At 40.3% G+C, this 22,183-nt stretch carries 25 protein-coding genes and 1 pseudogene; 10 read left to right on the forward strand and 16 right to left on the reverse strand.

Annotated elements, in window-relative coordinates; translation table 11 throughout:
• Positions 1 to 135: 135 nt before the first annotated feature.
• From HNR31_RS19315 to HNR31_RS11525, 3 genes and pseudogenes are all read right to left on the reverse strand, one after another.
• Positions 136 to 231: pseudogene (locus HNR31_RS19315) on the reverse strand (site-specific integrase); the annotation flags it as partial.
• Positions 232 to 1,695: 1,464 nt separating this feature from the next.
• Positions 1,696 to 3,045 carry a glucose-6-phosphate isomerase gene (locus tag HNR31_RS11520; RefSeq protein WP_181556387.1) on the reverse strand — a complete coding sequence of 450 codons (1,350 nt, stop codon included), beginning with the start codon at positions 3,043 to 3,045 and terminating at the stop codon, positions 1,696 to 1,698.
• A 174-nt stretch (positions 3,046 to 3,219) separates the two neighbouring features.
• Complete coding sequence (locus tag HNR31_RS11525) at positions 3,220 to 4,383, reverse strand: iron-containing alcohol dehydrogenase (protein ID WP_181556388.1); 1,164 nt, start codon at positions 4,381 to 4,383, stop codon at positions 3,220 to 3,222.
• 144 nt (positions 4,384 to 4,527) lie between these two features.
• Between HNR31_RS11525 and HNR31_RS11530 the strand changes: the two genes are divergently transcribed.
• Complete coding sequence (locus HNR31_RS11530; protein WP_181556389.1) at positions 4,528 to 4,761, forward strand: DUF378 domain-containing protein; 234 nt, start codon at positions 4,528 to 4,530, stop codon at positions 4,759 to 4,761.
• Between the two features lie 63 nt (positions 4,762 to 4,824).
• On the opposite strand, the gene yugI is transcribed toward HNR31_RS11530, so the two are convergent.
• Positions 4,825 to 5,202: a S1 domain-containing post-transcriptional regulator GSP13 gene (gene yugI / locus HNR31_RS11535; RefSeq protein WP_181556390.1), complete on the reverse strand. Its 378-nt coding sequence runs from the start codon at positions 5,200 to 5,202 to the stop codon at positions 4,825 to 4,827.
• Positions 5,203 to 5,420: 218 nt separating this feature from the next.
• On the opposite strand from yugI, the gene HNR31_RS11540 reads away from it, so the two are divergent.
• On the forward strand, positions 5,421 to 5,780 hold the full coding sequence (locus HNR31_RS11540) for a helix-turn-helix domain-containing protein (RefSeq protein ID WP_181556391.1): 360 nt from the start codon (positions 5,421 to 5,423) through the stop codon (positions 5,778 to 5,780).
• A 150-nt stretch (positions 5,781 to 5,930) separates the two neighbouring features.
• Here the strand turns inward: HNR31_RS11540 and HNR31_RS11545 are convergent, their stop codons facing one another.
• Both HNR31_RS11545 and HNR31_RS11550 read right to left on the reverse strand, forming a co-directional pair.
• A complete protein-coding gene (locus tag HNR31_RS11545; RefSeq protein WP_181556392.1) occupies positions 5,931 to 7,097 on the reverse strand; it encodes an aminotransferase in 1,167 nt (388 codons plus the stop codon).
• Positions 7,097 to 7,597, reverse strand: coding sequence for an Lrp/AsnC family transcriptional regulator (locus tag HNR31_RS11550; RefSeq protein WP_181556393.1), 501 nt, complete (start codon positions 7,595 to 7,597; stop codon positions 7,097 to 7,099). Before HNR31_RS11550 ends, HNR31_RS11545 begins: the two co-directional genes overlap by 1 nt.
• 205 nt (positions 7,598 to 7,802) lie before the next feature.
• Between HNR31_RS11550 and HNR31_RS11555 the strand changes: the two genes are divergently transcribed.
• Complete coding sequence (locus HNR31_RS11555) at positions 7,803 to 8,645, forward strand: alpha/beta fold hydrolase (protein WP_181556394.1); 843 nt, start codon at positions 7,803 to 7,805, stop codon at positions 8,643 to 8,645.
• Here the strand turns inward: HNR31_RS11555 and HNR31_RS11560 are convergent.
• Entirely contained in the window at positions 8,633 to 8,896 is a 264-nt protein-coding gene (locus tag HNR31_RS11560; RefSeq protein ID WP_181556395.1) for a DUF1871 family protein, read from the reverse strand. The genes HNR31_RS11555 and HNR31_RS11560 overlap by 13 nt on opposite strands.
• Before the next feature lie 79 nt (positions 8,897 to 8,975).
• Here HNR31_RS11560 and HNR31_RS11565 point away from each other — a divergent pair, with 79 nt between their 5' ends.
• The gene (locus tag HNR31_RS11565) at positions 8,976 to 10,142 is read left to right on the forward strand and encodes a MalY/PatB family protein (RefSeq protein WP_181556396.1); all 1,167 of its coding nucleotides are present in this window, start codon (positions 8,976 to 8,978) and stop codon (positions 10,140 to 10,142) included.
• A 46-nt stretch (positions 10,143 to 10,188) separates the two neighbouring features.
• On the opposite strand, the gene HNR31_RS11570 is transcribed toward HNR31_RS11565, so the two are convergent.
• From HNR31_RS11570 to kapD, 3 genes are all read right to left on the reverse strand, one after another.
• Positions 10,189 to 10,689 carry a superoxide dismutase family protein gene (locus tag HNR31_RS11570; RefSeq protein WP_373367396.1) on the reverse strand — a complete coding sequence of 167 codons (501 nt, stop codon included), beginning with the start codon at positions 10,687 to 10,689 and terminating at the stop codon, positions 10,189 to 10,191.
• Between the two features lie 88 nt (positions 10,690 to 10,777).
• Positions 10,778 to 10,987 (reverse strand): hypothetical protein, encoded by a 210-nt coding sequence (locus HNR31_RS11575; protein ID WP_181556397.1) that lies wholly within the window; start codon positions 10,985 to 10,987, stop codon positions 10,778 to 10,780.
• A 93-nt stretch (positions 10,988 to 11,080) separates the two neighbouring features.
• Positions 11,081 to 11,704 (reverse strand): 3'-5' exonuclease KapD, encoded by a 624-nt coding sequence (gene kapD, locus HNR31_RS11580; RefSeq protein ID WP_181556398.1) that lies wholly within the window; start codon positions 11,702 to 11,704, stop codon positions 11,081 to 11,083.
• A gap of 565 nt (positions 11,705 to 12,269) precedes the next feature.
• Here kapD and modA point away from each other — a divergent pair.
• From modA to HNR31_RS11600, 4 genes are all read left to right on the forward strand, one after another.
• A complete protein-coding gene (modA, locus tag HNR31_RS11585) occupies positions 12,270 to 13,040 on the forward strand; it encodes a molybdate ABC transporter substrate-binding protein (protein WP_233414606.1) in 771 nt (256 codons plus the stop codon).
• 83 nt (positions 13,041 to 13,123) lie between these two features.
• A complete protein-coding gene (locus HNR31_RS19145) occupies positions 13,124 to 13,291 on the forward strand; it encodes a hypothetical protein (RefSeq protein ID WP_306465174.1) in 168 nt (55 codons plus the stop codon).
• 283 nt (positions 13,292 to 13,574) lie between these two features.
• Positions 13,575 to 14,909, forward strand: coding sequence for an ArsB/NhaD family transporter (locus HNR31_RS11595; RefSeq protein WP_181556399.1), 1,335 nt, complete (start codon positions 13,575 to 13,577; stop codon positions 14,907 to 14,909).
• 374 nt (positions 14,910 to 15,283) lie between these two features.
• Positions 15,284 to 15,628, forward strand: coding sequence for a hypothetical protein (locus tag HNR31_RS11600; RefSeq protein ID WP_181556400.1), 345 nt, complete (start codon positions 15,284 to 15,286; stop codon positions 15,626 to 15,628).
• 43 nt (positions 15,629 to 15,671) lie between these two features.
• Here the strand turns inward: HNR31_RS11600 and HNR31_RS11605 are convergent, their stop codons facing one another.
• Positions 15,672 to 15,830, reverse strand: coding sequence for a hypothetical protein (locus HNR31_RS11605; protein WP_181556401.1), 159 nt, complete (start codon positions 15,828 to 15,830; stop codon positions 15,672 to 15,674).
• 143 nt (positions 15,831 to 15,973) lie between these two features.
• On the opposite strand from HNR31_RS11605, the gene HNR31_RS11610 reads away from it, so the two are divergent.
• Positions 15,974 to 16,579: a biotin transporter BioY gene (locus HNR31_RS11610; RefSeq protein WP_181556402.1), complete on the forward strand. Its 606-nt coding sequence runs from the start codon at positions 15,974 to 15,976 to the stop codon at positions 16,577 to 16,579.
• Between the two features lie 107 nt (positions 16,580 to 16,686).
• Here HNR31_RS11610 and HNR31_RS11615 read toward each other — a convergent pair whose 3' ends face one another.
• The 4 genes from HNR31_RS11615 to HNR31_RS11630 all read right to left on the reverse strand — a co-directional run bounded on the left by HNR31_RS11615 (position 16,687) and on the right by HNR31_RS11630 (position 20,455).
• Positions 16,687 to 17,685, reverse strand: coding sequence for an inorganic phosphate transporter (locus tag HNR31_RS11615; protein WP_181556403.1), 999 nt, complete (start codon positions 17,683 to 17,685; stop codon positions 16,687 to 16,689).
• An 18-nt stretch (positions 17,686 to 17,703) separates the two neighbouring features.
• Positions 17,704 to 18,324 (reverse strand): DUF47 domain-containing protein, encoded by a 621-nt coding sequence (locus HNR31_RS11620; protein ID WP_181556404.1) that lies wholly within the window; start codon positions 18,322 to 18,324, stop codon positions 17,704 to 17,706.
• Positions 18,325 to 18,511: 187 nt separating this feature from the next.
• Entirely contained in the window at positions 18,512 to 20,005 is a 1,494-nt protein-coding gene (locus tag HNR31_RS11625) for a leucyl aminopeptidase (protein ID WP_181556405.1), read from the reverse strand.
• A gap of 72 nt (positions 20,006 to 20,077) precedes the next feature.
• On the reverse strand, positions 20,078 to 20,455 hold the full coding sequence (locus HNR31_RS11630; protein ID WP_228485550.1) for a DUF309 domain-containing protein: 378 nt from the start codon (positions 20,453 to 20,455) through the stop codon (positions 20,078 to 20,080).
• Positions 20,456 to 20,546: 91 nt separating this feature from the next.
• Between HNR31_RS11630 and HNR31_RS11635 the strand changes: the two genes are divergently transcribed.
• Positions 20,547 to 21,359, forward strand: coding sequence for a cobalamin-binding protein (locus HNR31_RS11635; protein WP_181556407.1), 813 nt, complete (start codon positions 20,547 to 20,549; stop codon positions 21,357 to 21,359).
• Between the two features lie 107 nt (positions 21,360 to 21,466).
• Here the strand turns inward: HNR31_RS11635 and HNR31_RS11640 are convergent, their stop codons facing one another.
• On the reverse strand, positions 21,467 to 22,174 hold the full coding sequence (locus HNR31_RS11640) for a 3D domain-containing protein (RefSeq protein ID WP_181556408.1): 708 nt from the start codon (positions 22,172 to 22,174) through the stop codon (positions 21,467 to 21,469).
• Positions 22,175 to 22,183 lie beyond the last annotated feature (9 nt).

Consider the following 22,183-nt stretch of genomic DNA (forward strand, 5'->3'; position numbering starts at 1 on the left):
ATCATTAGTATTGTTTGCACTCTAAGAATTAATATTTAATAAAAGAATTAGGTGATCAATGGAATTATAACGAGTCTTAATGAAACAATGATCTCTCTAAATTTTGCTCTGCCCATTGTATCTTGGTTGACATCAATGTACCTTGATTTCTTGCAGTATTGCCACGTCTTTGGTCTGTTGGCAAAAGTGATAACCAGATGTTTTACGGAGCGTATATGTTTCGATCTCATCTGCTTGTTATGCCCGTTGCAGCTTTTAATTAAATATTCATCATCTTCTTTTTCCCCAATGCAATCATTCAACTACCCCTTTAATGAAGTCGTAATACGAACCCCTGTATGGATGGCAATTAAATACAGCATATAGTCCCGTTCGTTCTGCTCTTTCAAAAATCGCTGAATCCCCTCAACCTCTCTGTATCACAAATCTGCTGAACAAAATTCATGATGAAATCCCCTCACTTTCTTCATCAAAGTAGAGCACGATTTTGTAGCCAAACGCCTAGAACGTCGGCTACACTTTCGTTCTATGGGAAAGTCGCTGAAGTACTTGTAAAACAATGGCTTCGTTCCCAAAGTACAAAATGAAAGACGGCGACAAGCGGACGTTTAAAATGGATGCCGGGATTGATTCTGCTACTACAGCAATCAGAAAAGGATTCAAAACAAAAAAAGCACAACTGACCGCCGCGCAATTAGAGTGCGAATTGTCCAATCAAACACAAATGAAGAAAATAACCATTTGCTTGTGAAAGATTACTTTCTTGAGTGGGTAGAGACATACAAAAAAGGAAAAGAACAGACTTACAAAACCCTTTCAAATAAAAACTTTATCCCCTAATTCGGTTATTTACGAGTAAACGATACTTCCCGCCGTCAGTACCAAAAATTCATTAACCAATTTTATTGAAAAAGATCAACAGTAAAATACATTCATAACATCTTCAATAGCGCCATGAAAGATGCTGTTGAATCAGGAATTTTTGAAAAACTCCTTGCTCAAATATTGTTATAAAAAAATGAACCAGAAAAATTCGAATGACATTTACTACTGAGAAAAAGAACATGTACAAAGGTTTTTAAAAACGATTATCGAAACAGACAAAACGATATTACTTTTTCGCAACGTTCATCTATACCAAATCGTTAAAGGTAAAGCGATAACATTACATCGAGAAGACATCGATTTTGAATTAACATTAATAAAACATGAACGTATCACCGAAAAAATGAGGGATCTTTTGATCCGCCTAAAAAACAAAAACTTCTAAGAGAACGATCGATTTGGGCCCATTCATTAGCTGTAGATTTAAAAATTTCGGCTAGATCAAATGAAAAAACAAAATGAAATTCCGTTCCGCCTATTCGAATCTTAACTTCGTTTTTTTGTAAATCATATGGCTCAAAGCTAAAGGACCGCACACTCCATAAAGCATTTGAAAGAATTAAAAAGAAAGCAAGCGTGCCCGATATCCGCATTCACGATTGGTGTCACACATTTGTTGTACTGAGTCTAAAGGTGGTATACCACTTGAACCAATCCAACATGATTTTGGACATGAAACTAGTTCAATAATAAACCCAAAAAAATTCTCGGAGTACATGTCTAACAGCTCTTGAAAAAATGTGGTCAAAAGCTATTTTTGTACTCCGAGAAAAGAATGATTTTTAGTCAGTATTTTACTGAAAAATATCGTTATTTCAAGCGTTTTTCAAGCTCTGCTTTTTTCTCTTCATAGCCTGGTTTTCCAAGAAGCGCAAACATGTTGACTTTGTATGCCTCAACGCCCGGTTGATCAAACGGATTGACGCCTAACAAATAGCCGCTCATCGCACATGCTTTTTCAAAGAAATAGACAAGGTAGCCAAATGTATATTCATTTAATTCAGGAAGCGTAACGACTAAGTTCGGTACATTGCCGTCCGTATGCGCTAATAACGTCCCTTCAAATGCTTTTGTATTGACAAAATCAACTGTTTGACCAGCTAAGTAATTCAATCCGTCTAAGTCGCTTTCTTCGGCCTCGATCACTAAGTCATGACGCGGTTTTTCTACTTTTAATACCGTTTCGAATAAATCGCGTCGACCTTCTTGAATATATTGACCAAGTGAGTGAAGATCTGTTGAAAAGTTCGCAGATGCCGGGAAAATACCTTTTTGGTCTTTTCCTTCACTTTCTCCAAATAATTGCTTCCACCATTCTGCAAAATACTGTAACGCTGGTTCGTAGTTAATTAACATTTCAATCGTTTTCCCTTTATTGTAAAGAATGTTACGAACCGCTGCGTATTGATAAGCCGCATTTTCTTCAAGCTCGGATTTACTGAAATCTTCACGTGCTTGGGCGGCCCCTCTCATCATTTCTTCAATGTTTGCTCCGCTTACGGCAATTGGAAGCAAGCCAACCGCTGTTAACACAGAGTAACGACCACCGACATCATCCGGAATGATAAATGTTTCGTATCCTTCTTCCGTCGCTAGCGTTTTTAATGCCCCGCGCGCACGGTCAGTTGTCGCATAAATACGTTTGCGTGCTTCTTCTTTTCCATACTTTTCTTCAATAAGCTTGCGGAAAATACGGAACGCAATCGCAGGCTCTGTCGTTGTTCCTGATTTCGAAATGACGTTAATGGAAAAATCTTTACCCTCCAGCAAATCCATTACATCTTTCATGTATGTGGAGCTAATGTTATTGCCGACAAAGATAATTTGCGGTGTTTTCCGCTTTTCTTTTGGAAGCGCGTTATAGAAAGAGTGCTGAAGCATTTCAATCGCCGCGCGCGCTCCTAAATAAGAGCCACCGATACCGATGACAAGCAGTACATCGGAATCCGATTGAATTTTTGCTGCCGCTTTTTGAATGCGGGCAAACTCTTCACGGTCGTAAGCAACAGGAAGATCAATCCATCCTAAAAAGTCATTTCCTGCCCCTGTTTTTTCATGCAATGAATGATGGGCTACCTTCACAGCGTCACGCAAATATGTAAGCTCATGTTCTCCAAAGAAAGACAATGCCTTTGAATAATCAAAACGAATATGTGTCATACACTCGTTCCTCCAAACGAAAAATGTTTTACCTTCTTACACTTTAGCGAAACAAGCTTCGATAATCAAGTTAGCCGGCGCATTGTAAGCGGATTCATTTGTGAAATTTTTAGAAAAAAGTGCCGCGAAATATAAAAAAGGGAACCGCCCATCGTTGACGGTAGCCCTGTTTTATTAAAGCGATGCGCGTAAAATCGCTAACACATCGTCTCGGTTTAACTTTTTGAACTTACCAAATTCACCACGTGCCATCGCTTTATCTGCCATTAATTCAAGATTTTCTTCACCGATTCCGTAATCAGCTAATCGAGAAGGCGCACCAAGACTTGCCCAAAACTCACGCAACTTTTCAATTCCTTCTAAAGCGACTTCACGGTCTGATTTTCCATCTGGATTTACATCAAAGACGCGAACAGCTAATTGTTTAAAGCGGCCAACATTTTCATCAAGCACATGTTTCATCCAGTTTGGGAATAAAATCGCCAATCCTCCGGCATGAGGAATATCATAGACAGCGGAAACAGCATGTTCGATGTTATGTGTCGCCCAGTCTCCCTGTACTCCCATTTGTAAGAAACCATTTAACGCAATCGTTCCACTATACAAAATCGTTTCACGTAATTCATAATTTTCTAAGTCGCTCACAAGCTTTGGTGCTGCTTCCATCACCGTGCGCAATACGGCTTCACACATACGATCTTGCAGCGGTGTATTCGTTGCTTGATGGAAATATTGTTCAAATACGTGCGACATCATGTCCACGATGCCATAAATCGTATGATCTTTTGGTACGGTCAACGTATAAGTCGGATCTAAAATTGAGAATTGCGGGAACGTCACTGGGCTGCTCCATCCGTATTTTTCTTTCGTTTCCCAGTTCGTAATGACGGAACTAGAATTCATTTCAGAGCCAGTGGCAGCTAAGGTTAAAATCGTACCAAATGGCAGCGCCTCCGTTACCGTCGTTTTCTTCGTAATGAAATCCCATGGGTCCCCATCATATTTCGCTCCTGCAGCAATTGCTTTTGTACAGTCAATGACACTACCGCCGCCAACAGCTAATAAAAATTCGATATTGTCTCTTTTGCAGATCTCTATCCCTTTACGTACCGTAGACAGACGCGGATTCGGTTCAACTCCCGGAAGTTCAAATACTTCAGCGTTCAATTCCCGCAAAATGTTGATAACCTCGTCATATAAACCATTTCGTTTAATGCTTCCTCCACCATATACAAACAACACTTTTTTCCCATATTGCGGAAGCTCTTGTTTCAGTTGCTCAATTTGGCCTTTTCCAAAAATTAATTTTGTCGGATTGCGAAAAATAAAATTTTGCATATGTACTAAACCTCCTTTCTTTTTATTATGGATGCTTTTTCCTTCTCCTGTAAAGTAATTCGATTTTCAAGAAGCAATGCATATTTTTAGCATTGATTATGCAATCTATAAGCGAACGATTCAAAATTAAGGAGGGATCTATTTATGGGTGCACTTCAACGCTTTGCACTATTACTTACGATTATCGGTGCGATTAACTGGGGTTTAATAGGCTTCTTCCAATTCGATTTAGTAGCAGCCATTTTTGGCGGACAAGATGCCGCTTTATCTCGGATTATTTACGGCCTTATTGGTATTGCCGGATTAATTAACCTTGCACTTCTGTTCAAGCCAGCCGAAGAACTAGGACGTACAGAACCAAAAACTTCTCGCACATAAAAACAACAGGGGCTGAACAGGACAAAAACGTCTAACACTCACCTCATTCGGTGAGTGTTCATTTTATTTATTGAGCAAATCTTCCCGTTTTGATTGTTCAATCCATTCTTGAAGCTTTTCTCTCAATATGTGAAATCCCGTTGCTGTTTCAAGTGCTGCTTTTACTTTTGCTTGCCGTTTTCCTTTCTGAGAAGATTCCGTTGTCTCAACAGCCCTCATTGAAAGGCTCGCACGTTTTGCTTCTTTGTCAACAGCAAGCACTTTCACCGTCACTTCATCTCCTACTTTGACATAATCATGAATATCTCTTACAAACTCACGTGAAATCTCAGAAATATGAACAAGCCCTTGTATTTCTCCATCAAGGGCAACAAAGGCACCATACGGCTGAATGCCTGTTACTTTCCCTTTGACAATACGTCCTACTTCAATTTTTGACAAGCGAAACACTCCTATTTCATTAAATTTGGATACTTTTGGATATGCAATTTTACATTATATCATTGTTCATCTTTTGAATCAAAAACAGAAGCGATATGACAAATTCGACAAATTGAGTAACATTCCTTTTCCTATCTGTAAAATGGATGTAATTTCCATATCATCACGAATAAAAAATGGTATGATGGGGATAAAGGAAAGGGAAGGAGGACAAAGAGATGAGCACAATTGGTGAAAATATTAAAATGTATCGCGAGCAACGAAAGATGACTCAACAAGAATTGGCGCTAAAGGTGCGTGTTGGAACAGCCACTATTCAAAAGTACGAGTCCGGGGAACAAATTCCTGACACACAAACCATTCTAAAACTCTCTACTGCACTAGATGTCCCTGCTTCTGAATTAATGGAAAGGGAAATGTACAATTCATCAGAAATCGATCCAGAAATTGAGCATTTAATTAAGGAGATTGGAGTAAAAAGGGCGAAGTTAATTTTGCGGAAAGCAAAGGAATTTAGCGAGGAAGATTTTTTGCGAGTGATGCAAATGCTATACGACATTAAATATAACAAATCCTAATTTGTTTTATTTCTAAAACACACGGGCATTCATATAACAAACGATTCGTTTTTCCATTTTTATCACCGATCGACAAATTCCCAAACAGGGATTTGTCTTTTTTATCTTTATTGTTCCGCCACGCTTTGAAAACGGTGGCGGAACGAGAAGTTATAAGCGAGACAAAAATCGTCTCATTCGTTTGATCGCTTCTTGCAGTTGCTCGAGCGAAGAAGCGTATGAGCAACGGATATATCCTTCTCCGCTTGCGCCAAACACATTTCCCGGAACGACAGCGACTCTTTCTTCAAGCAACAGCTGTTCGGCAAACTGTTCGGACGTCAACCCGGTCGACTGAATAGATGGAAACGCATAAAAGGCTCCTCCCGGTAGATGACAGCGCAAGCCTAGTTCATTTAATGATTGTACAAAATAGTTGCGCCGGCGCCGATAGCTTTTTTTCATTTCTTCCACATCTTGTTCACCATGTTTTAGAGCTTCAATTGCCGCGTATTGAGCCATCGTTGGAGCACACATCATCGTATATTGGTGGATTTTTAACATCACCTGTAAAATTGTGGAAGGGGCTGCTGCAAAGCCAAGACGCCAGCCCGTCATCGCAAACCCTTTGGAAAAGCCGGATACTAAGATCGTTCGTTCACGCATGTCTTCAATGGCCGGAAAACTCGTATACGGTTCGTCATACGTCAATTCTGCGTAAATTTCATCGGAAATGACAAGCAAGTCATGCTTTTTCACAATACGCGCAATCGCCTCAAGCTCTTCTTTGTGTAAGACCGTTCCTGTCGGGTTATTCGGAGAACAAAGCATAAGGGCTTTTGTTCGACTCGTAATAACGGATTCAATCTGTTCTGGCTGAATCTTAAATTCATCTGCCCCCCTCGTTTCAAGCGGAACAGGTACGCCACCAGCCAGTTCCACAAGCGGGCCATATGAAACGAAACTCGGCTCAACAACAATGACCTCATCACCTTGATTGACGATGGTCCGCAATGCTAAATCAAGTGCTTGACTCGCTCCGACTGTTACAATGATTTCTGTTTCCGGAGCATACTGGACTTGAAATTTTCGGGACAAATAGGCCGCAATTTCTTGCCGCAGTTCTAATAATCCTGCATTCGCTGTATAGGACGTATAACCTTGTTCGAGCGATAGAATACATGCTTCCCGAACACTCCATGATGTGATAAAATCCGGTTCTCCAACTCCTAATGAAATAACCCCTTCCATGCTTGCTGCTAAATCAAAGAAGCGCCGAATACCAGATGGCTTAAGACGGGTAGCTGTTTCCGACAAATACGTTTTCGTGCCGTGCATCATGGTGCCACCACGATACGCCGATCTTGTTCTCCTTGATCAAACACCGTACCATCGTGTTTATATTTTTTCAAAATGAAATGCGTTGTCGTTGAAATGACGGAATCGAGCGTTGACAATTTTTCAGAGACAAATTGGGCCACCTCTGACATTGAACGCCCTTCGATGATGACGGATAAGTCATACGCCCCTGACATTAAGTAAACAGACTTTACTTCCGGGAAGCGGTAAATTCGCTCCGCCACTTCATCAAAGCCGACACCTCTCTTCGGTGTCACTTTTACATCGATCATCGCCGTTACACCTTCATGTCCATCAACTTTCCGCCAATCAACAATGGCAGCATATTGGACAATCACTTTCATTTCCTCAAGTTTCTTCAAAATGTCCGCTGTCTCCTCAAGCGACAATGACGCCATTTTTGCTAACGTATCCAGCGGGATACGCGCGTTTTTTTCTAATATTTCGACGATTTCTAATTCTTTTTCTGTTAGCTTCATCTCCATCCCTCCCTACCAAGATTTTCACATAAAATCGACCCATTTGCACGAAAAAAATTACAAAAGATACAATTAGGTTACAATAAAAAAAATGGCGGTATCTCACCCGCCTTACCAGTAAACATGCAGCTTTTCAGCTTCAACTCTATATACGTTGGTACAACATTCCCATAGTAACCATAACACGAAGCAGGAGGTGTAAAAAATGTCAATCGCACTCACGAACGCTCAAACCGTCCGTATCCGCGAAGTGAACATTTATTATGAATTATATAACTTTCATGAACAGCGTCCAGTAATCGTTTTGTTGCATGGATTTCTGTCTTCTGCCTTTAGCTATCGCCGGCTAATCCCGCTATTAATGAACGATTTTTCGATTATCGCCATAGACTTGCCACCGTTTGGAAAAAGCGAAAAATCTACGCGGTTTCGTTACACGTACAAAAATCTTGCCCAACTTGTCATTGATTTGCTCCATCATTTACAAATTAGAAAATGCACGCTCGCCGGACATTCGATGGGCGGACAAATTTGTTTATACATCGCGCGAATGCAGCCTCAGATCGTGAAACAAATCATTTTACTTTGCAGCTCGGGTTATATGAAACGAGTCGGAAAATCGCTTCTATTTTCTACTTATATTCCGTATTTCCATTTATATGTGAAACGCCGACTTTACGAACAAGGAGTCGAAAAAAACTTGCTGCAAGTCGTTTATAACCATTCGCTCATCGATGATGAAATGAAAAAAGGATATGAACAGCCTTTTTACGATGAACGAATATTTAAGGCACTTATTCGATTTATTCGCCATCGCGAAGGAGATTTGTTATCGACTGACTTGCAAAAAATCGATATTCCGACTTTGCTTCTGTGGGGGGAAAATGACCGTGTCGTTCCGATCAAAATTGGAAAAATATTACACCAAGATTTACGCAATTCCCAATTCATTTCATTTCCAAACACAGGTCATCTTCTTCCCGAAGAAAAACCGGATGACGTCTATCGCCAAATGATTCAGTTTATGGGTGAATTTCATGGAAGCTGACAGGAAGCAGCTTGCTTTAGTTCTAATAGCTGTTTTGCGATTTTCATGCATTGTTCCAAAGGAATTACTTCCTCGAAAGAGAATTCATAAATAGCTTGAATTTTTTTAGCCAACGGATAGAGCTCATCATATTCATGAACAGCCTGTAGTACGTCAACAGCTTCCGTCTCATACGCGTCACAACCATAACCGAGCGGATCCCAACGCTGAATGATACGAACGAGCATTTGATTTACTTGTTGCATGTCCATGGTTGTCGACCACCTTTCGTAGCGAAATTGATGAAACATACAAAAATTATAAGCCAAAAAAGAAGGGAGAGGAAACAGAATGTACTGCTTCGATGAAGTAATTGAACGGCGAAATACGCACTCTGTTAAATGGGATGGAACAGAACGTTTTTTTGGAGCCAAAGACGTATTGCCGATGTGGATAGCTGATATGGATTTCCAAGCTCCGTTGCCTGTCATAGAGGCTCTATCTGAACGAATCAAACATGGTGTTTTTGGCTACACAACCATTCCCTCTTCGTTAAAAGAAGCGCTGAGCAGTTGGCTGCAAAAAAGACATCAGTGGATGATCGATAGTAAGTGGATATCATTTTCGACGGGTGTCGTTCCCGCTTTAGCGACAGCGATCGAAGCATTCACTTCTCCCAACGACCGAATTGTTGTCCTTACACCGGTTTATCCTCCTTTGTTTCAACTTGTAAAAAAAAACGGACGGGAACTTGTTACCAGCTCACTCCGACTTACGGATAAAAAGTATGAAATCGATTGGGACGATTTACACGAAAAAATTAAAAATGCCAAAGCATTGATCCTATGCAGTCCGCATAATCCCGGAGGGCGAGTATGGACGAAAGAGGAACTAACGAGATTAGGAACTCTCTGCGTGGAACACAATGTCATTGTCATATCTGATGAAATACATGCTGATTTAACATTACCGCCACATCAGCATACACCATTCGCTTCCATCAATGAGACATTTGCCGAAATAAGCGTGACGTGTATAGCGCCGACAAAAACGTTTAACCTAGCCGGACTGCAGGCAGCGGTGATTATCATTCCGAGCGAAACATTAAAAAAGCAATTTGAGGCAGCACAGCGCCGGCAAGGTTTTTTCACGTTAAATACGTTTGCCGTTGTTGGAGCAGAAGCAGCGTACCGCTATGGTGCTGAGTGGCTTGATGCGCTTTTATCGTATCTTCAACAAAATATCGACAATACTTCTTTGTTTTTCGAAAAACACTTACCGAAACTCAATGTCATTCGCCCAGAGGCCTCTTACCTCGTTTGGATTGATTGCCGCCGCCTCGAAAAAACAGAACAACAATTAAAGCAGCTCCTTTTGCATAAAGGAAAAATCGCCGTCGATCTAGGCAGCAAATTCGGCGAAGAAGGTCGCGGCTTTATCCGCCTGAACGTCGCCTGCGCACGTCAAACATTAGAAGATGCCCTACACCGGATCTCCATCGCTTTTGAAGGCTTGTAGCAAAAAAAGAAGGCTCTCTTTTATCGTAATATCGAGCCTTCTTTCTTTATTTTGAATTTTTAATTTCACCACAAGCAATGCGCCCACCGGCATCTCCTGCTGGTTGTGTCATTCCATCATCTTTCCCTGCATGAATCACAAGCGATGTTCCGTCTTTCGTTAATAATGTTCCCTTTCCTTCCTTCAGCGTGACATCTGGAGCTATAAATTCCGCTTTGACCGTCCCATCTTCTTTCACAATGATGTTCGGCAAGTCGCCAGCATGCGCCCCCTCCGGATGGAGCAAGCCATGTTTTTTCCCATCAGGATTATAGTGATCACCAGCTGATTGAAAATCAGGCTTTTTGCAAAGCGCTTTTTCGTGAATATGAATTGCATGTTCTCCCGGAGGAAGCCCTTCTAAATCAAGCGTAAATTTCACTCCTTCCGGCTGTTCCGATAATTTCACTGTTCCTAACGAATCTCCCGCACTATTGATCATGTTAACTTCCTTTTTAGTCGGCGCGGACTCTTGACAGCCGCTGATAAAAGCAATGATTGCAAAAATAGAAACTATTTTTTTAAACACAAAACAAAACCCCTCCAGCAATATATTTTTTCACTTAGTATTGCCAAAGAGAGGCCTTTTTAAACGATTATTTTTCACTATGAATCACGTTCTCTCGTTTTAACCGTTCTTCCAATTGCTTTGCTTTTTCCTCTTGATACTTCGAAACTTTGATAATGAGCCGCATCGTTAAAATCGCCGCAATTAAAAAGATCGTACACGTAATCGCCGCAGGAATATATTCTCTTTTATCCTCTGGAAAATATAAAAATAAGTTTAATATATAATAAAACGGCATAGTTTCGCCAACCTTTCATTCATAAAAATCTGAATTAATTTTTATTATACCAAAAATAAATGAGCCAAACCACTAAACAAGTGACTTGGCTGACTATAAAGCAAACTTTTTTAACAATTGACTTACATCAATTCTCTCCCCGATCGTTGGCGGTTTCGGTTTTGCTAAATACTTTTTATCTTTTTCAACAAGTTTAAAAATATTATACGTCGTGAATGCATCATCCAAGGCACAATGAGGTTTACCGACACCTTCGTTTCCATATTCTTGCACCGCTTTTCGCAATCCAGTCTGATTTTGTTTACCAAAAAACAATTTATATTCCATCGCTAAATCACGATGCTCTCCTGTAAACGGAAATGGAAGATTAGCCTGCAAACAATTGTGCTTGAGCACCTTCATGTCCATATTCCCCCACGTAACAACTGTACTTGGGCACAAGCGGTCATACTCCTTTAACAAAGCTACTAATTCAGTAAAACTGATTCCTTCATCGACCTGTTCTTGGGTAATATTTAAAAACACTTTACACCTATCGGTTAAAATCGGAAATTTGTTCGGTTTCACATAGGCAGAAAATTGATCATGCACTTCGTCATTCATCACAGATACAAGACCAACCTCAATAATTTCTGGAAAAAACCCACTTGGCTTCGTTTTACTTTCCGGCATGGTAAACTCGAAATCAAGAAATAAATATTGATGTTCTTCTGACATGCTCCTCTCCCTTTCCATTCCGCTTCCCTCTTATACATTTGCGAATAACATTATTATTTTTATTATATCATGAGAGAGCATTATTTTATTTCTTTTTTCAGAAAATATAAAAAAAGGGCGAATGAAAGTATGCACATTTCTAGTAAAAAAGTCGTTCTTTCCTCGCGAATACGTTATAATGATATAAATATTGCTTGAATTACCATCACATTCACTTCGTTTCTTTCAAAATGGAAGACTCTTGGGTAATCTCCCAAAGAAAATTGACCAGGTTCGCCGGATCATCTCGGTCTGAATGCGAAAATCTTGTACATCGGACTCGACAAGCCGATGATCGTTTCGTTTTTGCTTTTTGATTAACACGGCGCGGATCGGGCTGGATTGCGACGGGCAGTTCTTTTTCCATCGCAATCCTGCATCTTTCGTTCTCAAGGAACAATCTTTATTACAGAACATGTATTTGTATCGAACTCCAAAAAGCTGTTCATCTTCCACTTTTATTCGTCACGCCCTGAACCTGTCAAAGTGGGAGCCTTCTTGCACATTTACGATAAGGGGGAGAATTATGTTAAAAAAATGGGTTTCTTGTTTATGTATGGTGTTGTTACTTGTTAGTTGCTCTCATTCACCTGACAAAAAAGTAACGATAACTGTCGCAGCAGCCGCAAGTATGAAAGATGTTCTTACATCGATTGGCAAGCAATATGAGAATAAACATCCTGCGACCCATCTTGTCTTTAATTTTGCTTCATCTGGCACATTGCAAAAGCAAATTGAACAAGGCGCTCCTATGGATGTATTTATTTCCGCCGATCCCACTTCGTTTCGCCAGCTAAAAGAAAAACGTCTCGTCATATCTAAAAGAAACGAGCCTCTCGTATACAACGAGCTCGTTCTCATTGTTCCAAAACAGCGCCAAAATGGGGTTCATTCACTTTCCGATACGACGAACCCAGCCGTTCAATCAATAGCAATCGGCATTCCTGAAACGGTTCCTGCAGGAGCGTATGCAAAACAATGGCTTCAATCGACACATCTTTGGGAGAAGCTTCAAGGGAAATTGGTGTTGGCCAAAGACGTTCGCCAAGTATTAACCTACGTCGAATCAGAAAATGTTGATGCAGGGATTGTATATCGAACAGATGCCCTTTCTTCCGATAACGTTCGCATTACCACAAAAGCACCTGACTCTTTGAATCGCAAAATTGCTTATGATGCTGGAGTTGTCGCTTCCTCCTCTCAAACAAAAGAAGCACAACAATTCATCAAGTATTTATACTCTCGTGAAGCGAAGCAGGTATTTAAACAGTACGGGTTTCTAATAGAGAGAAAGTAAACAGTTTTCTCCCATTTGTTTGAGTATTCAAAAGAACAAATATAATAGTTCCAAATGTCGTTTGTCAAAAGGGAGGACCCAGAGTGAGAAATGTTGTCATTCATAAAATTGTAACGTTCATCTTTACAGAGGAACAGTTAAAAGCATATTGGAAAAACAAAAAAACAGATCTCCCATTCACTTCCTTAACAAATGAACAATATATGAAGTTAGCGGAAGAAATCCTTCACCATTCTTCCCATAGCCAATGATAACAACACCTCATCGGCCAAGGGTGGCGAACAGAGGAAGAAGCGGAAGGACTTATCATTGACGAAGATGAATCGCGTAACGATATTCATGTTGAAATCGTTGATACATCTGTACGTGCGCAACCATCACACAAACTGTTTGTGGACCGCTTAACGGAAATTACCTGTCCGCATTGCCAATTTTCTTTTTATATTCGAAATTTAAAAGGAAAGCCGTCATGGAAATGCCCGTCATGTGGAAATTCCATCAATTAACCGTCCTAACGCTTCAGCAAAGGAGTGAATGATCTTGCATGAAACAGCAGCAAACGAAATATCAAACATTCAATATTATGCTGCCATTGCCATTTTTCTTATTACATATGCCATTATCATTTCGGAAAAAATCAATCGTGCTGTCATTGCATTACTTGGCGCTGCACTGATGATTATTTTTGGTATTGTTGATTTACAAAAAGCATTTACCTATCATATCGAATGGGGAACGATCACTCTGCTCATCGGAATGATGATTCTTGTTGGCATTACAAGCAAATCAGGATTTTTCCAATATGTCGCGATTAAGGCAGCGAAACTGGCCAAAGGAAAGCCGATTCGCATTTTAGTCATTTTATCTCTATTAACCGCTGTCTTATCAGCGTTTCTTGATAATGTGACGACGGTATTATTAATTGTTCCCGTCACGTTTTCGATTACACGCATCTTAAACGTCAATCCTGTTCCATATTTAATATCAGAAGTATTGCTTTCCAATATCGGGGGAACGGCAACATTAATCGGTGATCCGCCGAATATTATGATCGGCTCAGCGAACAAGCATCTTGATTTTAACGACTTTTTGTTAAACTTAACGCCGATTATTATCATCATTATGCTTGTGACGGTAGCGATTCTCGCCTTTATTTACCGTAATCAATTAAAATCTAACCATCAACTCATCAGCGAATTAATGAAAATTAATGAAAAGGATTATATAAAAGATGAGGTTTTACTGAAAAAATCCGTATCGGTATTAGCATTGACCATCTTAGGGTTTATTCTTCATTCTGTCATTCACGTGGATGCTGCTGTCATTGCGATGACGGGAGCAATCGTGCTTATGATGATCGACGTACAGAAGCATGAAATCGAGGACATATTTCATTCGGTGGAATGGGTTACCATTTTCTTCTTTGCCGGCTTATTTACATTAGTCGGAGGGCTTGTTGACATTGGCTTAATTAAAAGTCTTGCTGAAAGGGCGTTAGAAGTAACTGATGGCAATATTTCTGTTGCGGCATATTTTATTCTCTGGGTATCCGGATTTGCTTCGGCCACGATCGATAATATCCCATTCGTGACCACGATGATTCCATTGATTAAAGATATGGCGATTGGAATGGGATTATCTCCCGATTCTCCACAAATCGATGTATTATGGTGGGCATTGGCTCTTGGTGCGTGCTTGGGCGGAAATGGTACCATTATCGGTGCTTCCGCTAATGTCATTGTTGCAGGAATCGCTTCACGTGAGGGACATGGCTTTAGTTATATGGATTTCTTGAAAATTGGTGCTCCTTTGACAATCATTTCCCTATTGCTATCTCATGTTTATTTATTTCTCCGTTATTTAATGTGATAAACAAAAAGAGCAGGAAGCATTTCTTCCTGCTCTTTTTTATCAAAACGCGCATGCTATTGAGGATAAGAAAATCATACCATTTTTAAAGAGAGAGCCTATCAAGAACAACGTACGTAAGGACTCATTCTACTAGTTTAGAAACAGCAGTTGCGGCAGCAGCACTCTCAATGAAGCAAAGCTGTAAAATTGACCAAATGATTTCTAACGATGTATTCGGTTTAACTCATATTGTACCTGACGTGATCGAGTTAGTAAGCATCATTATTTTTACTAAAAACAGGGAAAAGGAGCGGTTTTTGAAAGAAATTCGCTCCTTTTTCCTGTTTTGTACATATAGTAGTATAGAAAATTGCTTATTAGGAGGGGTTTTCATGATATATGATTCTGCTTTTCCTCCCCTGTATCCGCCTCGACAATACCCGCCTGTCGACCCGACATTGTTTGGCCAATCAGCAACTGCTGCACAAAAGCTCATGAAGGATGCAAGCGTCATTTTAGGAAAATTAGCAAGCTCCAAATCATTTGCGTCAAATGTCATGTCGGCTGCCCAAGCAGGCAAAACAAAAGAAGTGCAAAAATCAATTCAGTCGCTCGGGATTCAATCAAAAGTCGATGTCTACTTTAATCCAGACGGAATTCGTATAACATTATCTCCGCCGTCCGGTACGTTTGATTGTTGTCGCCTTGCTATTGGATTACGTTGGATCGTCTTTTAGTGTCAAGCTGTTTGGCCTCTTGCCGAACAGCTCTTAACTATGTTTATGCATTATCGTTTTCATCAAATGGTTGTTTTACTCCGATATTGCTGGCGTCTCTCAAATCATATCCGTCGTCATTTTTGCTTACATGGATGATATCTTCATTCGCTCCCATTTTACTGGCCCGTTCAATTTCACGAATGTAATCATTGAATTCCATCACTATTCACCTAACCTCATACTAAAGTCATTATAGTGTTTCCATTGTCTTTACTGAATATGTGTATTGCCGAAAAATCCAATTGACATCTGCCTCATTGTTCGATACGATTTTGTTAACTATAAAAAATAGGAGGTTTACATATGGGAATCACTCAACCAAAATGGCGTGCCCTTGATTTCACGCTCGTAGGTATGTTCGCAGCATTAATGGCCATCGGTGCAAACATCACATCATGGGCACCGTTTTTAGTCATTGGTGGAGTACCAATCACCTTACAAACATTTTTCTGCGTGCTCGCTGGGGCGATTTTAGGGCGCCGCTTAGGTGCTTTAGCGATGATCATTTACATGCTGATCGGACTTTTTGGTGCCCCTGTATTCGCTCGGTTTTCCGGCGGATTTGGAACGATCGTCAGTCCAACATTTGGCTTTATTTTATCATTTATCCTTTCTGCCTACGTAACAGGGCTAATTACTGAAAAAAGCAACCATCCTTCAATGGTTCGGTTTATTGTCGCTGCATTAGCAGGAATGGTCATCAACTACATCGTCGGTACAAACTGGATGTATTTTGCTTATAAATTTTGGGCAGCCGCACCGAAAGGCTTTTCTTACAGCATGGCATGGGGATGGATGCTCGTGCCTCTACCAAAAGATCTCATTTTATCTGTTATAGCTGGCGCGATTTCGCCTCGTATTTATTCATCCATTCGCAAATCGACCTCTTATCATCGATACGTTGCTTAGGATAGCACGATGTTGCATGTTAGAGAGGATAAGTTTTGCAGAGTGGGATGTCTGCGCAAATGTATCACAAGTAAAAAAAGTGCATGCGTTGGCATGCACTTTTTTTACTAGATAAATAACTTAAAAACTTGATACACAAACCCAGCAATTAACGCTGATACAGGCAATGTAATAATCCATGTTAAAACAATGCGTTGAGCAACGCCCCATTTTACGCCTTTCACGCGTTGAGCCGCACCAACTCCCATGATGGCAGACGAAATGACATGCGTAGTACTCACTGGTAAATGGAATGTCGTAGCGGTAAAAATAATTAATGCAGAAGATAAATCCGCCGCAGCTCCGTTGACCGGACGAATTTTCATAATTTTTCCACCAACGGTTTTAATAATTTTCCATCCACCTACCGATGTACCAAGCCCCATCGCTATAGCTGCAGAAAGTCGTACCCATTCAGGAATATCAGTAGAAGTATGATAATTGGCCGCAATCAACGCCATCGTAATAATCCCCATTGCCTTTTGTGCGTCGTTTGTTCCGTGTGTATATGCTTGCAGTGCTGCTGTTACGACTTGGAACATTCGGAACCCTTTTGTCGTTCTAGAAAGGTTAGCATTTTTAAATAAGCTGCGAAAAAGAGTCATCATGACAAATCCAACTGCTAACGCGAGGAATGGGGAGATAATTAGTGACTCTAAAATTTTCAAAAATCCTTTGTAGTTTAAAATATCGAAACCAGCCGCCGAAACTGCCGCTCCAGCAATTGAACCAATCAGTGCATGGGATGAACTACTTGGAATCCCGTAATACCATGTAAGTAAATTCCACACAATGGCCGCTGTTAACGCCGCTAAAATCACAATCGAACCGTTTTCTAACGTAAACGGATCAACAATATCCTTCGTAATCGTTTTGGCTACACCTGTAAAAGTCAAAGCTCCAAGTAAGTTCATCGTTGCTGCAAGAATAATTGCTTGACGCGGTGTTAACGCTCTCGTTGAAACGGATGTTGCAATTGCATTCGCTGTGTCATGGAAACCATTAATAAAATCAAACGCTAACGCGAAAATAACAATAAGAACGGTAAGTGTGAGTACTGTATCCATATGAAGTGCAGTCTCCTTTTACGCGTTACGCATAATAATCGTTTCAATGGTATTTGCAACATCCTCACAGCTGTCCGCGATTTCTTCTAACATTTCGTATAGCTCTTTATACTGAATCAATTTGATCGGATCTTTCTGTGTTACAAATAAGTTTTTAATCGATGCACGTAAAATTTCGTCACATTTTGATTCAAAATCTTTAATTTGAATCGCATGTTTTCTCATCTCAATTAACTTCTTGCTTGCCAATAACTTTAACGCATCGGCAATTTCAATCGTACTTTTGTAAATATTATCAAAAAATTTAATCATATGATCATCAATCTCAGTAAATGAAAACATTTCTAAACGAGCCGCACATTGTTCTAATCCATCCAGTACATCATCCATTTTCATCGCTAATTGGTGAATATCTTCGCGCTCAATCGGTGTAATAAATGTTTTATTTAATGCCACAACCAGTTCATGAATGAAAGAGTCACCTTTCCGCTCATACTCTTTCATAACGCGCGCAAATTCTTTTAAATCGCTTAAATTATGAATTTTATACTCCACAAAATATTGTGCAGCCTCTTTTACGTTCTCTGAAATGGTAAATAACAAATCAAAAAAAACATCCTTTTTTGGCGAGAAAATCATATGAAAACCCCCATTTATTACAATATTAAAAAATGAGCCACCCTGTCTTATTTTATCAACAATTGTCGAATTTACAACAATGTATCAAAAACTTTACACAAAATTTACATTACCTTCACATTTTGTACATATAAAATACCAAAATAAAACGAAGCCAGCATACAGCTTCGTTCTATATTATTCAAAATTATTCAAATCGTTCAACCAATGTAGCAAGCGTCCGTACCATCACACCGGTTGCTCCTGCTGGACCGAGGTCGTGTTCCTTCGATGTGACAGACGTTCCAGCAATATCAAGGTGAATCCATGGCGTATCCTCAGCAAACTCGGCAAGGAACGCACCGCCCATAATCGCATGTCCTTCGCGTCCCGGTGAATTATTGAGGTCAGCAATTTTACTGCTGCGCACGCGTTCTTTATCTTTTTCCGTGATCGGTAAACGCCAAATAAACTCCCCTGTTTCTATCGATGCCTCTAATAGCTGTTCAAATAACGCTTCGTCATTCGTCATTGCTCCTGTCGTATGAACGCCGAGCGCCACAATGACTCCGCCCGTTAATGTCGCAACATCAATAAGATAATTGGCACCATGATGCTTCGCATACGTAATCGCGTCAGCCAAAATAAGGCGCCCTTCCGCATCTGTATTTTTTACTTCAATCGTTTTCCCGCTCATCGATGTAATGACATCATCCGGTTTGAACGCATCGCCACTAATGACGTTATCCGTCGCTGGAATGACTGCTACAACGTTTTGTTCCGGGCGAAGTTCTCCGATAATTTCCATCGCTCCAAGCACGGCTGCTGCCCCAGCCATGTCTGTTTTCATATCAACCATACTCTCTCTTGGCTTAATGGAATAGCCTCCCGTATCAAATGTTACCCCTTTTCCGATAAGACCGATGACGTTCTCCCACGTTTCTTTGCCCTGATATTTGAGAACGATCATCTTCGGCGGTTCCGTCGATCCTTTATTCACAGCGAGAAACGCACCCATACCGAGCTTTTCCATATCGTCTTTCTCAAGTATTTCGTACTCAAAATCGTACTTTTGCGCTAGTTTGACTGCATAGTTCGCTAAGTCTGTTGCCGTTAATAAATTGCTCGGTGTATTCACTAATGTCCGAGCGGAATTTGTTGCTTTCCCATACACACGGCCAACAAATGCACTTGCTTCTATTTCAGATTGATCCGCTTCTGTATAAATCGCGATATTTTCTAATTTCTTTTCCGGTTCGTTTGTTTTTTGCTTATAACCAGCAAATTGATACGTCGCAAGTAAAAGTGCTTCAGAAAGAGCATGAGCCGCTTCATTTGCATCAATTCGTTCATTTGTGAAGGTATCAAGAGCGACCGCCACTTCTGTTAATTTCGCTTCTTTCAAAGTTTTAAATAACTTACCGAACGCTTCTCGTAGCACTTCAAACGTCAACTTTTCTTCTTTCCCTAATCCGACAAAATAAAGGCGCTTCACTGCTGTCTGACCAAGTGTGTGTACTTTCGAAATTCGTTTTTTCTTCGCTGATATGTCGCCTTCTTTTAACAAAATCGTTAATTGCCCGTTAAGCTGTTCATTCCATTTCGCTGCAATTCCGCTAAGAGGCTGGTTTTTATCAAAAAGCCCTATCACTACAGCCTCATGCGGCGCATCAAACAACCCATCTTGCTTCACGGTAAACATCCAGCTCCCTCCCTAATTTATCCCTTTTCTTCTCCATTATATAGGAAGCAGTAAAATATTTCGATAATCACATTAATCATGTAAGTATAACACAAGGGGAGGAAGTAATGGAAGTCGATCGATTTCTGAAAAATCAATGCGATCCACATCTGTTGGAATGATAGCAAGACAATGCTCAATGTAGGTATAAATCTCTTCCACATCGACTCCCCAATAAAACGGGCGATATTTCTGCAAGTAATCACGAGCGACTTGCATCATCGACCTTGCACCTTTCACATTACCATAGCTGTAATGATAAAGCGCTACCGTCATTTGCAGCAAACCTTTAATAAATAAGTTTTCCTTATCAGCCATCCAAATTTCTTCTAATAAGTCGTGACAGGTATAATAGTCACCTTCGTTAAACTTTACAAAAAATTCGTAATATTCCGTTGGATAATGTGCCAAAACTTCTCCCTCCATTTTTTCATCATAACACAAGGAAACGAAAGAGAACGAGTGGAATAAAAAGAGGAGCGACAAATAAAGGAGTGGTACGATGAAAATCATTTCTCTTTGCCCAAGCAATACAGAGCTTATTGCCTATCTAGGATTGCTCGATCATCTCATTGCCGTTGACGAATATTCCGATTGGCCACCATCCGTACGCGCATTGCCACAAGTCGGACCTGACTTGAACATTGATATCGATAAAGTGGAAGCGATGAAACCAGATCTCGTGCTTGCCTCTTTAAGCGTTCCCGGTATGGAAAGAAACGTCATCGAACTACAAAAGCGAAACATCCCCCATCTCGTGCTGCAACCTCATTCATTAAACGATATTGCCGGCGATTTGCTTCGGTTAGGGGAAGCGCTTGATCAACAAAAGCGAGCACAAACGATTGTAAGTCGCTATCATGCTTTCATTGATAAGTATAGACAACTAGCAGAGAAAATTGAGCAGCGAGCGCAGGTTTATTGGGAATGGTGGCCAAAGCCTGTTTTTACGCCCGGAAAAGCAAACTGGTTAAGTGAAATAAGCGAATTAGCGGGGGGAATGAATATTTTTGCAGATATAAAGCAAGCAAATATACAAACAAACTGGGAAGAAGTGAAAGTGCGAAATCCTGAACATATTTGTCTTGTGTGGGTCGGCGTGCAAACAGAGAAAATGGACAAAAACATCGTCAAAAAACGGCCGGGATGGGAAGAGATCGAGGCTGTCCGAACCAATCGTATTTATGTTCTTGAAGAAGCCCTCTACTGTCGTCCTTCTCCGCGCCTGTTAGTTGGATTAAAAAAACTCGCTCCCCTCCTTCACCCCTATATTTTCCCAAAAGACGACGGTATCGATTGTCTTCTCGGCCAATAAAAATAAGGGCAAGGTTTCTGCCTGCCCTTTTCCAAGGAGCAATAATATTCCTTTAATCACAAACAGCCAATGGTATACGAAACGATCACGGCGCCTCTGCTTTTCTTTTAACTCTTCGATTTTAAATATTGTTGCCTAAATACTTGCATTGTCTCGTCTTCATTAAGTTTTTTCAATTCTTCTTCAGATAACGTTCCACTGCCTTTTTTCACAATGTACACTTGAACCTTTTTCTTGCCCCAATATTTGTATACATCTTCTACTGTCTCATAGTATAAGTCAAGGCGGTTCCCTTTGATGGCTCCTCCCTTGTCCGCAACGACACCGTAGCCATATCCGGGAATAAAAAGAATAGTACCAATCGGGAAAACATTCAAATCAGCAGCAATAGTAGAGTATAAGTCCCTTTTCACTTTTACTCCCGAATACGTGATTCCATACTCTGGGTGTCCCGGTGATTTTCCTGTTGACTCGGCTCCTGCTGTATAGCCAGTCGCAACGACAGTAGCAGATGGATATTTTGACCAATCAAATGCTTCTTCTAAGCTGACAGAATCATTGACTGTTTGCACGGATGAAATTTGTGTCTTCGTTGCCGGTTTATAATGCGCCCAATCATTTTGACGATCTGCCAATAAATGTGGTTCTATATCTAAGTTGTCAAAAAATCGCTGTCCATAAAAATGTGAATCATAAAGCCAATCAGTTAACATTTTTGCTTCTACACCAGAAATCGATTGAAAAGTGGTTAATAAAGCAAAGCAGAATAAACTACACATGATAGATTTTCTTATTATATTTCTTATAAAGCTCATTTCCTCACT

Source organism: Thermaerobacillus caldiproteolyticus (genome assembly GCF_013761245.1).
GTDB lineage: Bacteria > Bacillota > Bacilli > Bacillales > Anoxybacillaceae > Thermaerobacillus > Thermaerobacillus caldiproteolyticus.